The sequence below is a fragment of the Desulfobulbaceae bacterium DB1 genome, from assembly GCA_001914235.1.
In the GTDB taxonomy this organism is placed as follows: Bacteria; Desulfobacterota; Desulfobulbia; order Desulfobulbales; family SURF-16; genus DB1.
On record MQUF01000006.1, the window covers coordinates 67,739 to 82,093 of the forward strand.

A 14,355-nucleotide genomic window follows, 5' to 3' on the forward strand; every position below is an offset into this window, starting at 1 on the left:
TAAAAAGAGGCTTTTGCAAGTGAGAAAAAAGTTACAGCGTCGATCCTGCGGTATTCTCGTGCACGTGACCTCTCTACCTGGTCCTTACGGGGTAGGCGATCTTGATTCCGCCTGCGTCTTTCTTGATTTTCTTGAACAGGCCGGGCAATCGTACTGGCAGTTTCTCCCCACCGGGGTGGGATGTGGCGCGTTCGGCCATTCACCCTATATGAGCCTGTCCGCCTTTGCCGGCAGCCCCTTGCTTATCAGCCCCAATTTTCTTCTGGAGAAAGGGTTGCTGCTGAAAGAGGATCTGGCGGCGTCCACTTTTTTTTCCGAGTACGCGGTTGATTTCCAGGCTGTTTCCGATTTCAAGGGGCGTCTGTTGCTTAAGGCGTTTCAGTATTTTGATGCCCTTGCCCTTTATCATGACGCCTTTGATGAATTTGCCCGGGAACATGCGGCATGGCTTGATGATTATGCCCTGTTTATGAGCCTGCGGGAAAAATTCGGATCACGGCCATGGTATGAGTGGCCCCGTGACCTTGCCCGGCATGAAGAAAAAAGCCTTGCCGCCGCGGCAAGGGAGCTTGCCGATTCCATTCGCTTTCACAAGTTTGTCCAGTTTGTTTTTTTTGCCCAGTGGCGCCGGATGCGGCAGGCGGCCACGAGAAAAAAAATCAGTTTGATCGGCGATATCCCGATTTATGTCGGCAATGACAGTGCCGATGTCTGGGCCAATCAGGCATGTTTTGATCTTGACTCAAAAACCATGAAGCCGCGCTATGTCGCCGGGGTGCCGCCGGATTATTTCAGCGCAACGGGGCAGCGGTGGGGAAATCCGCTTTATCTCTGGCAGCAGGGCGGAAAGCCGAACCCGCGTCTTTATCAGTGGTGGAGTCAGCGGTTTGCTCACATCGGAAAGATGGTTGATGTGGTTCGCATCGATCATTTCCGGGGGTTTGCCTCCTACTGGCGGATTCCCGAGGAAGAGAAGACCGCGGTTAACGGAAAATGGATCAAGGGGCCGGGGGCCGAATTTTTTCATCAGGTTGCAGAGTCGATAAAAAATCTTGTCATCATCGCCGAGGATCTGGGCGTCATTACCCCGGATGTCGAGGAGCTGCGGGACAGCCTTGGTTTTCCCGGCATGAAGATCCTGCAGTTTGCCTTTGAACCCGATGAGGCCAACATTTATCTTCCCCATAACTATTCGACAACCAACTGTGTTGTCTATACCGGAACCCATGATAATGATACCACGGTCGGCTGGTACTTCGACGGCGCGGTTTCCGCAGTCGCCAAGGACAGGGCGCGGCGCTATGCGAACAGCGACGGAGGAGTGATTCACCGGGATTTTATCCGCATGGCCTATTCCTCGGTGGCCAATCTTGCCGTTGTGCCCTTGCAGGATGCCCTGGGGTTTGGATCGGATTGCCGGATGAATCGCCCCAGCGTGAGCGAGGGAAATTGGGCGTGGCGATGTGCGTCCCGATTTTTGACAAACGATCTTGCCCGCTATCTGGCTGATGAGGCCGTTTTCTACGGACGTCGGCGGGGTGATGAACTGAAGGGGGATTTTGATGAAGGTACTGGCTTTTAACGGTTCGCCCCGGAAAAAGGGGAATACCGAGGTGCTGTTGGCCGCGGTGGCCAGGGGGGTGGAGTCTGCCGGCGGCGAGATGGAGATTGTTCGCCTGGCTGATTTTTCCATTGGCCCCTGTCTCAGTTGCGGCGGCTGCGATAAAACCGGGATTTGCGTCGTGAAGGATGATATGGGGCTGATGTATGAAAAAATTGATCAGGCTCGTCGCATTATTCTCGCCTCTCCCATCTATTTTTATGGGGTCACGGCCCAGGCCAAGGCTTTTGTTGATAGGGCTCAGGCCCTGTGGAGCAGGAAGTATCTCCTGAAGAAAAAGGGTGAATGGCGGGAAGATCCGACCCGGGCGGGATATTTTGTTTCGGTGGCGGCAACCAAAGGCTTGAAGATATTCGACGGCGCCGTCCTGACTGCCAGATATTTTTATGATGCCGTCGGAATACCTTATGGCGGAGAATTGCTGGTCAAAGGAGTTGATAAGCGAGGGGACATGGCCAAGGCGATTGAAAAGATACAAGAGGCGGAAGATTTTGGCCGGAGGATTGTTGCCTGAAATTTGACGGACTTGTGTTTGAATTATTCTTGACAAGAATTTCTTTTTCGTTTAGGTAATGGCCATCTTTGCAAGGCCCCATCGTCTAGCGGTCAGGACGTCGGCCTCTCACGCCGATAACAGGGGTTCGATTCCCCTTGGGGTCACCAAGTGAGCTTCAGCCATATCAGCCAATTGTGTTGATATGGCTTTTTTTTTCAGGTGGCCTGTTTTTAAGTTACCGGCACATGCGTCGTTAAACATCGAAAAGGGCGGACATTACTCATTCCACCCTTTGTCAGGGCTCACGCGGCCGAATAAATATTTTTGATCATTTCACTTGTTTTCTCTGTGTTCGTTTTCCTCCTTGGGCGTGCACACACAGTCAAACCATTCCTCACCTTCGCTGTTGGTACGCCATTCCATATCGCAAACACATGTTTGGTGTGACTTGCCGGCCTTCTGTTGTGAGTGCTTCGTATTTTTTCGTTTCGCTTTCATCATATCATTTACCTCCCCCCTCCATGGGGATTCCAATCTCGGGCCACTTCAACAGCATTCGTCCATGTGGAAGTGCTTGCCGTCAAGGTTGATAAAACTGATATTCGACGGCTCCGGCAAGCCTGCAATCTTCCAGGCTACCATGGGGTTGCCGAAGTTGTCGCTGACACATTCACGTTGCCGATGAAGACTTTTGCAGACATAGTTCAGGATGGGAAAAACATGATGTGTCGCATAATAATTCCTTATGAAATGGATAAGTTCCAATTTTTCATCGGAAAAATTCATTACCCCCTCGCGCTCTGCCAGAATTCGGGCAACATCCTCATTCCAATCAGCCGGATTTTTCAAAAAACCCTTTTCATCAACTGAGAGCTTTGTGTTTTTGTAGGCTATTTTCTTCATGGTATCACTCCTGCCCACCCGCCACCCCAATTTTTATCATGAGATGCGAAGAATTTATTTTCTCCGCCGTTAAGTAAATAATAAGAATTGTTCTCGTTACGGGCAATGGTGAAACTTCCCGCTGAAAACTCAATAGCCGCTCATTCCGTTGCTCCATTTCTCGGCAATGAGTTCATGATCCGGCAATAATTAAGCTGGCTTTTTCAGGTCGGAAATTTTACTCTTGTCCAGATATTTTTTTTAGGGTGTTTCGTTGACATTTCAAGCCGTTCAATTTTTTTTACTCGCTCAAATAAATCCAGGTTCTCAACATGAAAATTTGTTCTCTGCTGTTTCTTTTGACCCTTTTTGCCGGCACCAGTCATGGTGCTGAAATCACCGATGCCTATGGATATCTTCTCGGCCAAAAATTGAACCCTCGGGACATTATTGTCAAGCGGCCGGGCATGGGCCCCCATGATGTCGTTGCAAAAGAGAAGGCGCGTGCCGTCAAGAAGGTCCAGGTTTACGCCGCACCGGACACCAGTCTGGTATTCTCCATAACCGGTTTGAACAGTTTTCAGACGATGGATGAGTGTGCGGCAATGTCCACGGCCGTTTCTTTTTTTCTTCGGAAAAAATACGCGGAGGTTATCGATGAAACGACCCCGCTGGGCGATGGTCGACGTGAAAGTGGTGTCCGGTACGTTGATCTGCAAGGCGGCAAGGCCTTGTCGATTCTCTGCGTGGAAGGAAAGGAAAAAGCGATTCTCGCGGTTCAGTATATTGATACGGTAATGGCTGAGCAGGCAGCGGAGAAATGGCGCAAAAATGAGCAGGGAGCGGCGGACCCCGATGGCGAAGGCGTGTCTCTTTGAGGGAAAAAGCTTGCGGATGGCTGCCGAAGCAGTTAATTTGCTAAATTCTTTTTCAGTTCATTTTTAAACATTTTGCCGATTGTAGGGGAGAAAAATGTCAAACTATCTTTTTACTTCAGAGTCAGTCTCCGAAGGGCATCCGGATAAGGTTGCCGATCAGATATCCGATGCCATTCTTGATGGTATCCTGGATCAGGACAAGCATGCCAGGGTTGCCTGCGAGACCCTGGTGACCACCGGTATGGTCGTTATTGCCGGAGAGATCACCACCACCGCCTGGGTGGATATGCCGCAGGTGGTGCGGAATATGGTGCAGGAGATCGGCTACAATTCCTCGGAAATGGGTTTCGATTACAAGTCCTGCGCGGTTCTGACCAGTATTGACAAGCAGTCTCCCGATATCGCCCTTGGCGTCAATGAGGGATCGGGTTTTGATCTTGACCAGGGTGCCGGCGATCAGGGCCTCATGTTCGGCTATGCCAGCTCCGAAACCAAAGTGCTCATGCCCATGCCCATTACCTATGCCCACCGCCTGATGAAGCGGCAATCGGAGGTGCGCAAGACCGGGCTTCTTCCCTGGCTCCGCCCCGACGCCAAAAGCCAGGTGACGATTGAGTACCAGGACAGAATTCCCAAGAGAATTGAGGCGGTGGTTCTTTCCACCCAGCATGATCCGATGATCGATTACGGGGATCTGAAGGAAGCGGTGATGGAAGAAATCATCAAGCCGGTTCTCCCTGAAAAAATGATGGACGGCAATACCAAATTCTATATCAATCCCACCGGCCGTTTTGTTATCGGCGGGCCGGTTGGCGACTGCGGCGTTACCGGCCGCAAGATCATCGTCGACACTTATGGCGGCATGGGGTCCCACGGCGGCGGTGCTTTTTCCGGCAAGGATCCGTCCAAGGTTGACCGTTCCTCTTCCTATATGGGCCGCTATGTGGCGAAAAATATCGTTGCCGCCGGGATTGCCGATGAAGTTGAGGTGCAGGTGGCTTATGCCATCGGTATCTCCAAGCCCCTGTCGGTTAATGTCAACACATTCGGCACCGGCAAGATCAGCAACGAGAAAATCCGGGAATTGATCCTCGAACATTTTGACTTGCGGCCCAAGGCGATTATCCAGCAGCTTGATCTGTTGCGGCCGATTTATCGAAAGACCGCTGCTTATGGACATTTCGGCCGTGAACGGGCCGAATTTACCTGGGAAAAAACCGATAAGGCGGAAATTTTGCGTGATGCCGCCGGACTGAAAGGAAACAAATAATGACTGAATTTACCGATTATAAAGTTGCTGATATCGGTCTCGCTGCATGGGGCCGCAAAGAGGTTGCCATTGCCGAGACGGAAATGCCCGGTTTGATGGCCGTTCGCCGGGAATATGCCGGCAAAAAGCCGCTCAAGGGTGCCCGCATCGCCGGCTGCCTGCACATGACCATCCAGACCGCCGTGCTGATGGAAACACTGGTCGAACTGGGTGCCGAGCTGCGCTGGTCTTCGTGCAATATTTTTTCCACCCAGGATCACGCGGCCTCTGCCATGGCAGCCGCGAAAATTCCGGTTTTCGCCTGGAAGGGCGAAACCGAGGAGGATTTCTGGTGGTGCATTGATCAGACCATTTTCGGACCCGACGGCTGGCGGCCCAACATGATCCTCGATGACGGCGGCGATCTCACCCTGATCATGCATGAAAAATATCCGGAACTGATGAAGGATGTGAAGGGCATCAGCGAGGAAACCACCACCGGCGTGCACCGTCTGTATGAAATGATGAAGAAGGGCAAGCTCCTGGCTCCGGCCTTTAATGTCAACGATTCAGTAACCAAATCCAAATTCGACAATCTCTACGGCTGCCGGGAATCACTGATCGACGGCATCAAGCGCGCCACCGATGTGATGGTCGCCGGCAAGACCGCGGTTGTCTGCGGCTACGGCGACGTGGGCAAGGGCTGCGCCCAGGCCCTGCGCGGCATGGGCGCGACGGTGCTGGTCACCGAGATCGATCCCATCTGCGCCCTGCAGGCCTCCATGGAAGGCTACCGGGTTGTCACCATGGAGCAGGCCGCGCCGGCCGGCGAAATTTTCGTCACCGCCACCGGCAACGTCCGGGTTATCAGCCGCGCCCACATGGAAGTCATGAAGGATCAGGCCATTGTCTGCAATATCGGCCATTTCGACAGTGAAATCGATATCGCCTCCATCCGCAACCTGCCCTGGGAAAATATCAAGCCCCAGGTTGACCACGTCATCTTCCCGGACGGCAAAAGAATCATCGTCCTGGCCGAGGGCCGACTGGTCAATCTCGGCTGCGCCACCGGCCATCCGAGCTTTGTCATGAGCAACTCCTTCACCAACCAGGTCATGGCCCAGATCGAGCTCTGGCAGAACAGCACGGCCTTTGAGCGCAAGGTGTATTTTCTGCCCAAGCATCTGGATGAAAAGGTTGCCCGGCTTCATCTCGGCAAGATCGGCGCCAATCTCTCCACGCTCACCAAGGAGCAGGCCGACTATATCGGTGTTCCGGTCGATGGTCCCTACAAGCCGGACTATTACCGTTATTAAGGGCGCATGATGTCTGCCGTGAATCTGCCCGACTATATCTCCTGGTTTCTCGACCCTGCCCGTTATGTCCATCCGGTGGACAGGGTCGAGCTTGTCCAGACCCATATTTCCTTTGTTCTGCTGGCCGGTGATTTTGTCTACAAATTCAAGAAACCGGTGAATTTCGGTTTTCTTGACTTCACCACCCTGGAAAAAAGGGAGTACTTCTGCCGGCGGGAACTGGAGTTGAACCGGCGCCTTTGTCCGGAGATCTATCTCGACGTGATCACGGTCTGCCGTGACGGTGCGGGTTTTGCCTTTAACGGCGCGGAGCCCTGTGAATACGGAGTGCGGATGAAGAGGATGGACGGCGGCAGGATGATGGGCGAGGTGATTCGGCGCGGCGAACTGAACGAGTCGCATATCCGTGCCATCGTCGATACCCTGGCCCCTTTTTACCGCAAGGCCGCGACCGGACCGGCGATTGCCGAGTTCGGTACTGCCCGGGCGGTGGCGGTCAACGTGCTGGAGAATTTCGACCAGACCCGGGGCTTCATCGGCAAAGGCGCCCTGCATCAGCATCAGTTTGACGCCATCAGCCGCTATGCCCGTTCTTTCCTGGAAAACGAACCGCTTTTCCTGGAACGGAGCCGCGAACGGGTCAGGGATTGTCACGGTGATCTCTATTCCGCCAATATCTGCCTGGCCGACAAGGTGTATATCTTTGACTGCATCGAGTTCAATGAGCGGTTCCGTTACTGTGACGTGGCAAGCGACGTGGCTTTCCTTGCCATGGATCTTGATTTTCATGGACTCAAGCCGCTTTCCGAGCTGTTTATTTCCCGTTTTGTCGAGGCGAGCGGCGATAGCGGTTTGCTCGACGTCCTGCCCTTTTATAAATGCTACCGCGCCTACGTGCGGGGCAAGATCGGCCTTTTCACCGCCCATGCCCCGGAAGTGGATGATGTCACCCGGCAGACGGCGCTGAAACAGGCGGAAAAGTATTTTCTGCTGGCGGAAAAATATGCCGGCTAGTCTTTTTGTCTTCATGGGCCTGATCGCCGGCGGCAAAAGCACGCTGGCCCGGGCCTTTGCCGCTGAATTTTCCTTTCCCTGTTATAACACCGATGTGGTCCGCAAGGAGCTGGCGGGCTTTGACCCTGATTCCCGTCAGGGCAGTGCCCTCAACCAGGGCATCTACAGCCCCGGGTTCACCCGCCGGACCTACGACGCCCTGCGGGATCATGCGGAACAGGAACTCGAACTGGGGCGAACCGTGGTGCTTGACGGTTCCTACCAGCAGCGGGCGGAACGCGATCTTCTCGTCGGCTGCGCGGCCCGGTACGGCGCGCCCGTTTATTTCATCCTCTGCCGCTGCGATGACGAGGAAACCAGGCGACGTCTCGATCTTCGCGCCCAAGACCCCCATGCCGTTTCCGACGGCACCTGGGATATTTACGTGCAACAGAAAAAAAAGCAGGAGGCGCCGAACGAAATTCCGGCCGATCATCTGTTGATCCTTGACACCACCCAGCCGATTTCTCGCCTCCTTTCCCTGCTGAAAGAAAAATTCGCTTCCCTTCTTTCCTGATCCGGCCCCGTTTTACCTCCTTCGCAAGTTCCCTGTTTCCTGCAAAAATATTGGCATGTTGCCGCGGAATTCTGCTATTCTTTCAATTGAAGCGCATTTATGGTTATTTTCTTTCGTTCTTTACGACAGGCTTTTACCCTCCAGGCGGACGATGACCAACGATATAAAATCAAAAGAAACAACCAACGGCCCGTATGGGGCCAAAACAACCGGCAAGGCCGACAACGGCGACTACTGGCCGGGAAAACAGGAGTGCGACCGCACAGGGGTCAAGCTGTTTTCGCAAACCATCTTTTACGACTGGTGCAAGGCCTGCGGCATCTGCATTGCCTTTTGTCCGAAGAGTGTTTTCGGGGTGAGCGAGACCGGCAAGCCGGTGGTCCAAAAGCCGGACGACTGCATCGGCTGCCGGTTCTGTGAGATGCACTGCCCTGATTTTGCCATAACCATTAGCGAACGCTATGCCGACCGCAGAAAGGAAAACAGGGAATAACCGCACTGCGACCGGAGAATCACGAACCGGGGAGAAGAATGTGAAAGAAGAGCAGGAAAAACCGCAACGTCAGGTGTTGCAGGGCAACGAAGCGGTGGTCGCTGGGGCGCTGGCCGCCGGCTGCCGTTTTTTTGCCGGATACCCGATCACTCCTGCTTCGGAAATCGCGGAGCTGATGTCCGTGCGTCTGCCCGCTGTCGGCGGCACCTTCATCCAGATGGAGGATGAAATCGCCTCCATGGGCGCCATCATCGGCGCCTCCCTGGCCGGAGTCAAAAGCCTTACCGCAACCAGCGGTCCGGGATTTTCCCTGATGCAGGAAAACCTGGGTTTCGCCTGTGTCGCCGAGGTGCCGTGCGTGGTGGTCAATGTCATGCGGGGCGGACCGAGCACCGGGCTTCCCACCAGCCCGGCCCAGGGCGACGTCATGCAGGCCAGATGGGGAACCCATGGCGACCATCCGGTCATCGTCCTGTCCTTGTCCTCGGTCGGCGACTCTTTTGATCTCACCGTGCAGGCCTTTAATCTTTCGGAAAAATACCGGGTGCCGGTGATCATTCTTTCCGATGAAGTGGTTGCCCATACCCGGGAATCGGTGGAGCTGCCCGAGCCGGACAAGGTCGTCGTGGTGGAGAGAATCCGGCCCAGCGTGCCGCCCGAATGGTATATCCCCTATGAAGACAACAGCCGCGGCGTGCCCGCCATGGCAGACATGGGCAGCGGCTACCGGCATCACGTCACCGGGCTTATTCATGATCCGAAAGGGTTTCCCACCCAGCGCCCCGAAGAGGTTGACGCCTTCATCAGGCGGCAGTTCCGCAAAATAACCAATGGTTTTTATGAAATCCAGATGACCCGGTCCTTTCTGATGGAGGACGCCGAGGTGGCGGTCATTGCCTACGGCTCGGTGGCGCGTTCGGCGCTGCGGGCCGTGCGGGAGGCACGACAACAGGGAATCAGGGCCGGGCTGCTGCAGCTCGTCACCCTGTTTCCCTTTCCTAAAAAAGCCGTGGACCACGTGCTGCGCCGGTGCCGGGCGGTGCTGGTGCCGGAAATGAACATGGGCCAACTGATCCGGGAGGTGAAAAGGGTCAATCTTTCCTCCAAGGTGTTGCGGCACAACCGGGTGGACGGGCTCTTGATCACGCCGGAGGAAATTTACAACCATCTCCTTTCCATGTGAAGCGGGAACGGGGTGAAACGAACGAGAAACGATCAACCACCGCGTTGCCGCGATCACGGTTTTTTGGTGCCGGCCGCGCTCTCCGTGGTGAATTCCGGGTGAACCGATTATGACAGAACGATTCGTCAGCGTGCGGCATGATTATCTGCGCCACGATAAGAAATTTCCCCATGTCTGGTGTCCGGGATGCGGCAACGGCATTGTCCTCGGTTCGCTGATCCGTGCCATTGCCGCCCTGGAGCTGGAAAAGGATGATCTGGTGCTGGCGTCGGGCATCGGCTGTTCCGGCCGGATGCCGGTGTATGTCGACTTCAACACCCTGCACACCACCCATGGCCGGGCGCTCACCTTTGCCACCGGCATCAAGCTCGCCAATCCGCGCCTGCATGTGCTTGCCGTCATGGGCGACGGCGACGCCACCGCCATCGGCGGCAACCATTTCATCCATGCGGCCCGGCGCAACATCGATATCACCGCCGTCATCATAAATAACCAGATTTACGGCATGACCGGCGGTCAGTATTCGCCCACCACCCCCTATGGCTCCTTTGCCGCCACCGCGCAGCTGGGGCACATCGAACAGGCCTTTTCCATTGCCGAACTTGCCGTTACCGCCGGCGCCTCTTTTGTCGCGCGCGGCTCGGTCTACCATGTCGCGATGCTGGACAAATTGCTGGCCAAGGGCATCGCCAAGAGGGGATTCAGCGTTATTGAGGTCATGTCCAACTGTCACACCCAGTTCGGCAGGAAAAACCAGATGGCCGACCCGGTGACCATGATGCGCTGGTTCAAGGAACACGGGGTGGCGAAGGAGCGGGCCGACACGCTTTCCCCGGTGGAAATGGCGGGGAAATTCACCATCGGCACCTTGATCGACAGGGATCTCCCCAATTACACGGATGAATACCGGAAAATTCGTGATCTGGCGGAACGGAAATGACTATTTTGTCCGGGGAGCGGCCGGGGGAAGGGAACATGAAAGAGGAACGATACGAAATCAGATTCGGCGGTTCCGGCGGGCAGGGCATTATTCTGGCCGCAATCATCATGGCCGAAGCCGCCGGCTTATATGAAGGATACCATGTCTGTCAGACCCAGAGTTACGGACCGGAGGCGCGCGGCGGCAAAAGCCGGGCCGAGCTGGTCATCAGCAATATGGAGATCGACTACCCCAAGGTGATTCGGATGGACCTCTTCCTGGCCATGAACCAGGCCGCCCTTGACGCCTATTTCTTTGATTTCAAGCCGGATGGGGTTCTCCTGGCCGATGCCACCTTTGTCGAACAGGTGCCCACCAGCCGTTCCCTTCTCCTTCCCTTTACCCGCATCGCCCGGGCGCAGCTCGGCAACGAAATCGTCGCCAACATCGTTGCCCTTGGCGCCGTGGGGGTGCTGTGCCGCAAGGTATCGATGCAAAGTCTCGAAAAGGCGGTGGCCGGCAAGGTGCCCGCGAAATTCAGGGAGCTCAATATGGCAGCCCTGCGGGCCGGGGCCGAGGCCGCCGCCGGGGTGGATCTGTCCTTTCTGCCCCGCTCCATCATCTCCGAAGAAGAAGAAAAAGAGGTTTGACCCGGTGGCAAGCGATTTTCACGTTTTTCACGAATTGATGTCGTGCAAAATTCGTGAAATTCTTCTGGTGGCAAGCCCATATGACGCCTTCATCCTGGAAGAGGACGGCAGTCTCGCCACCCGCATCATCGACGAATACCAGGGGCTCAACCTGAGCCAGCCCCCCCGGCTGCAGCGGGTCAGTTCCGCAAGTGACGCCCTGCGGCTGCTTTCGGAAAAAAAGTTTGATCTTGTCATCACCATGCCCCATATCAGCGACATGGATGTCTGGACCCTGGGGCGGGAAATAAAAAAAATCATCCCGCCCTGCCCGTGGTCCTGCTGGCCCATGCCCTGCGCTCGGTCACGGTTCACCCGGAGCAGCTCTGCCCGGAGTCGATCGATCATTTCTACATCTGGCAGTCCGACCCCTCCCTGCTGCTGGCCATTGTTAAAAACGTCGAAGACCACCTCAATGTGGACAAAGACACGGAAAAAGCCCAGGTGCGAGTGCTTCTCCTGGTGGAGGACTCGCCCCATTATCTCTCCTCCCTGCTGCCGCTGATTTATAGTGAGGTGGTGAAGCAGACCCAAATGGTACTGACCGACAGCCTCAACTATGAACATCGCCTGCTGAAAATGCGGGCGCGTCCGAAAATCCTCGCGGTCCGCACCTTTGAGGAGGCGCGCCGTCTTTTTGACCGGTACCGCTCCTCGATCTTCGGCGTCATCGCCGACGGCCGGTTTCCCCGCAAGGGCAAGCCGGATAACGGGGCAGGGCTTGCCCTGCTTGCGGCGATTCGCGCGGAACTGCCTGACCTTCCGCTTCTTTTGATGACTGAGTAAACGGAAAATCGGCACAGGGCGCTGTCTGTACCGGCGGTCTTTCTCGACAAGAATTCACCAACGACGGCCGATGAGATCCATGATTTTTTTCTCCACAGCCTCGGCTTCGGCGACCTCGTCTTCCGTCTGCCGGACGGCACGGTCACCGGCTGGGCCGGGAATCTCCAGGCCTTTGAGGAAAAAATAAGCGCCATTCCGGAAGCATCCCTGTTTTATCACGCCGCCCGCAACCACTTTTCCAACTGGATCATGGCCCGCACCGAGGTTGAACTGGCCGGCCGCCTGCAGAAGATGCGGGTCACCGATTTTGCCACGGCCGGGGAGCTGCGGTCGTACCTGGTCGATTCCATCCATCAATTGCGCAAGCGGCGTCAGCAGGGGATCGTCGCCCAATTTTCGTCCACTGGTTTTGATCCGGAAATCATGGATTTTGTCAAGATCGGCAAAGGGTCGCTGGGCGGCAAGGCAAGGGGGTTGGTCTTCATGGCCAATCAGCTCGCCCAGGCGGTTCAGGATGGTGCGTTTACCGATTGCCCGATTAAATTACCCGCGACCCTTGTCATCACCTCGGACGGCTATGATTCCTTTCTTGCCGACAACCGATTTGCCGAAGGCCGCGACGATGAGCCCGACGCGGCAATCGCCGACCGCTTTCTCCGGGCGGAGATGCCGGTCTGGCTGCTGGAGCAGTTGCAGGCCTATCTTGCCCGGATGCGCCGTCCTTTATCCGTAGGCTCGTCGAGCCTGCTGGAGGATGCCCAGTTCAAGCCCTATGCCGGGCTTTACAGTACCTACATGCTGCCCAACAACCATCCAAATTTTAATGTACGTCTGCGTCAGTTCCTGGCGGCGATCAAGCTGGTTTATGCCTCGACCTCCTTTGCCGGGCCGCGCGCCTTTGCCCGCCGCACCTCCGATCGGCAGCCGGACCGGGACAAAATGGCGGTGGTCGTCCAGCAACTGGTCGGCGGCACCTGGGGCAAATATTTCTACCCGCCGGTTTCCGGGGTTGCCCAGTCGCGCAACTATTATCCGGTTGCTCCCATGCTGCCGGATGAAGGGGTGGCCCATATCGCCCTCGGTTTCGGCAAGACCGTGGTGGAAGGGGAGACGAGCCTGCGTTTTTCCCCCAGGTATCCGAAGGTACTGCCCCAGTTCTCCACGGTGGAAGACACGCTGGCCAATGCCCAGCGCTTTTTTTACGCCCTGAAGATGGATGATTATCCCCTGGAGCTTTCCTTTTCCGCTGCCGGCAATCTGGTGCGAAGAGAGGTCAACCGGGCGGCCGCTGAATTTCCGGTCGGGCTGCTGTCCAGTTCCTACAGCGAGGAGGAACATCAGATCAGGGACAACGGTCACGGCGGGCTTGTTCTGCCGACCTTTGCCCGGATGCTCAAATACAATCTCTTCCCCCTGGCAGACATTATCGGCACGGTTCTCGACATCGGCCAAAAGGGCATGGGCTGCCCGGTCGAGGTGGAGTTTGCCGTTGACTTCGCGCCGGAGGTGCCGCTTGCCGGTGATTTTTATTTTCTCCAGATGCGCCCCATGGCCGGGAGCCGAGCCGAGCAGGAACTCTCCATCAGCCTAGAGGAGGAAAAGCGCGCCGTCTGCTTCTCCGGCCAGGCCTTGGGGCACGGCGTTTTTACCGGCATGGCGGATGTTTATGTTGAGCCCCATGCCTTCGAGCCTGCCAGGACAAAGGAAATAGCCAGGGAGATCAACCGGATAAACCATCTGCTGCAAAATGAAGGGCGGCCCTATCTTCTCATCGGGCCGGGCCGCTGGGGCTCGGCCGACAGCCGGCTCGGCATTCCGGTGCAGTGGGAGGATATTTCCGGGGTGGGGGCACTGGTTGAACTGCGCAACCGCCAGATCAAGGTCGAGCCTTCCCAGGGGAGCCATTTCTTCCACAACATCACCTCCATGGGCATTCCCTACATCACGGTGACCGAGGGAATCGACCGCCTGGCGTGGCACTGGCTCCGCAGGCAGACGGTGGTCGGCAAATCAATTTTTCTGCGTCATGTCCGCTGTGAAAAAAACTTTCTTCTTAAACTGAATGGCCGGGAGTCGCGCTGCGTTGTTCTGGTCGCAGGGTGACAACGGAACAAAAAAATGAGATGCGAAGCCGAAACTTTTCCCCACCGGCGCGGCATAATTGCGATTTGCCGCGCCGGTGTTTTTTTCTTGCTGACAGCGAAAATAATGATAATGGGTCGTAATGGGGTCATATAATGGGGTCAAAATATAATGGGGTCAAATCTGCTCTT

At 55.8% G+C, this 14,355-nt stretch carries 12 protein-coding genes, 1 tRNA gene and 1 pseudogene; 13 read left to right on the plus strand and 1 reads right to left on the minus strand.

Features of this window, described 5'->3' with window-relative positions:
- The first annotated feature begins 19 nt into the window (after positions 1 to 19).
- The 3 genes from BM485_06960 (at position 20) to BM485_06970 (ending at position 2,284) form a co-directional block, all read left to right on the plus strand.
- Positions 20 to 1,582 carry a 4-alpha-glucanotransferase gene (locus BM485_06960; protein ID OKY75479.1) on the plus strand — a complete coding sequence of 521 codons (1,563 nt, stop codon included), beginning with the start codon at positions 20 to 22 and terminating at the stop codon, positions 1,580 to 1,582.
- Positions 1,563 to 2,135 (plus strand): flavodoxin, encoded by a 573-nt coding sequence (locus BM485_06965; protein OKY75480.1) that lies wholly within the window; start codon positions 1,563 to 1,565, stop codon positions 2,133 to 2,135. The genes BM485_06960 and BM485_06965 overlap by 20 nt, the downstream gene beginning before the upstream one ends.
- A gap of 74 nt (positions 2,136 to 2,209) precedes the next feature.
- Positions 2,210 to 2,284 (plus strand) — tRNA-Glu (locus BM485_06970).
- A gap of 379 nt (positions 2,285 to 2,663) precedes the next feature.
- Here BM485_06970 and BM485_06975 read toward each other — a convergent pair.
- Positions 2,664 to 3,020 carry a hypothetical protein gene (locus BM485_06975; GenBank protein ID OKY75481.1) on the minus strand — a complete coding sequence of 119 codons (357 nt, stop codon included), beginning with the start codon at positions 3,018 to 3,020 and terminating at the stop codon, positions 2,664 to 2,666.
- A 311-nt stretch (positions 3,021 to 3,331) separates the two neighbouring features.
- Between BM485_06975 and BM485_06980 the strand changes: the two genes are divergently transcribed.
- From BM485_06980 to BM485_07025, 10 genes and pseudogenes are all read left to right on the plus strand, one after another.
- The gene (locus BM485_06980) at positions 3,332 to 3,877 is read left to right on the plus strand and encodes a hypothetical protein (protein OKY75482.1); all 546 of its coding nucleotides are present in this window, start codon (positions 3,332 to 3,334) and stop codon (positions 3,875 to 3,877) included.
- A gap of 94 nt (positions 3,878 to 3,971) precedes the next feature.
- Positions 3,972 to 5,147 carry a methionine adenosyltransferase gene (locus BM485_06985; GenBank protein ID OKY75483.1) on the plus strand — a complete coding sequence of 392 codons (1,176 nt, stop codon included), beginning with the start codon at positions 3,972 to 3,974 and terminating at the stop codon, positions 5,145 to 5,147.
- Positions 5,147 to 6,442 carry an adenosylhomocysteinase gene (locus tag BM485_06990; GenBank protein OKY75484.1) on the plus strand — a complete coding sequence of 432 codons (1,296 nt, stop codon included), beginning with the start codon at positions 5,147 to 5,149 and terminating at the stop codon, positions 6,440 to 6,442. Before BM485_06985 ends, BM485_06990 begins: the two co-directional genes overlap by 1 nt.
- 9 nt (positions 6,443 to 6,451) lie before the next feature.
- Positions 6,452 to 7,456, plus strand: a complete 1,005-nt coding sequence (locus BM485_06995; GenBank protein OKY75485.1) for a hypothetical protein — start codon at positions 6,452 to 6,454, stop codon at positions 7,454 to 7,456.
- A complete protein-coding gene (locus BM485_07000) occupies positions 7,446 to 8,012 on the plus strand; it encodes a hypothetical protein (protein OKY75486.1) in 567 nt (188 codons plus the stop codon). The genes BM485_06995 and BM485_07000 overlap by 11 nt, the downstream gene beginning before the upstream one ends.
- Positions 8,013 to 8,286: 274 nt before the next feature.
- A complete protein-coding gene (locus BM485_07005) occupies positions 8,287 to 8,505 on the plus strand; it encodes a hypothetical protein (GenBank protein OKY75759.1) in 219 nt (72 codons plus the stop codon).
- A 40-nt stretch (positions 8,506 to 8,545) separates the two neighbouring features.
- Positions 8,546 to 9,688, plus strand: coding sequence for a 2-oxoglutarate synthase subunit alpha (locus BM485_07010; protein OKY75487.1), 1,143 nt, complete (start codon positions 8,546 to 8,548; stop codon positions 9,686 to 9,688).
- Between the two features lie 109 nt (positions 9,689 to 9,797).
- Complete coding sequence (locus BM485_07015; GenBank protein OKY75488.1) at positions 9,798 to 10,628, plus strand: 2-oxoacid:ferredoxin oxidoreductase subunit beta; 831 nt, start codon at positions 9,798 to 9,800, stop codon at positions 10,626 to 10,628.
- 35 nt (positions 10,629 to 10,663) lie between these two features.
- On the plus strand, positions 10,664 to 11,257 hold the full coding sequence (locus tag BM485_07020) for a 2-oxoglutarate ferredoxin oxidoreductase subunit gamma (GenBank protein OKY75760.1): 594 nt from the start codon (positions 10,664 to 10,666) through the stop codon (positions 11,255 to 11,257).
- Positions 11,258 to 11,294: 37 nt separating this feature from the next.
- Positions 11,295 to 14,185: pseudogene (locus BM485_07025) on the plus strand (hypothetical protein).
- Positions 14,186 to 14,355 lie beyond the last annotated feature (170 nt).

What these genes read in the sequence shown, in the direction of transcription:
- BM485_06965 (OKY75480.1), top strand. Translation starts at nt 1,563, where the DNA reads ATGAAGGTACTGGCTTTTAACGGTTCGCCCCGGAAAAAGGGGAATACC.
- BM485_06975 (OKY75481.1), bottom strand. Translation starts at nt 3,020, where the DNA reads ATGAAGAAAATAGCCTACAAAAACACAAAGCTCTCAGTTGATGAAAAG.
- BM485_06980 (OKY75482.1), top strand. Translation starts at nt 3,332, where the DNA reads ATGAAAATTTGTTCTCTGCTGTTTCTTTTGACCCTTTTTGCCGGCACC.
- BM485_06985 (OKY75483.1), top strand. Translation starts at nt 3,972, where the DNA reads ATGTCAAACTATCTTTTTACTTCAGAGTCAGTCTCCGAAGGGCATCCG.
- BM485_06990 (OKY75484.1), top strand. Translation starts at nt 5,147, where the DNA reads ATGACTGAATTTACCGATTATAAAGTTGCTGATATCGGTCTCGCTGCA.
- BM485_06995 (OKY75485.1), top strand. Translation starts at nt 6,452, where the DNA reads ATGTCTGCCGTGAATCTGCCCGACTATATCTCCTGGTTTCTCGACCCT.
- BM485_07000 (OKY75486.1), top strand. Translation starts at nt 7,446, where the DNA reads ATGCCGGCTAGTCTTTTTGTCTTCATGGGCCTGATCGCCGGCGGCAAA.
- BM485_07015 (OKY75488.1), top strand. Translation starts at nt 9,798, where the DNA reads ATGACAGAACGATTCGTCAGCGTGCGGCATGATTATCTGCGCCACGAT.
- BM485_07020 (OKY75760.1), top strand. Translation starts at nt 10,664, where the DNA reads ATGAAAGAGGAACGATACGAAATCAGATTCGGCGGTTCCGGCGGGCAG.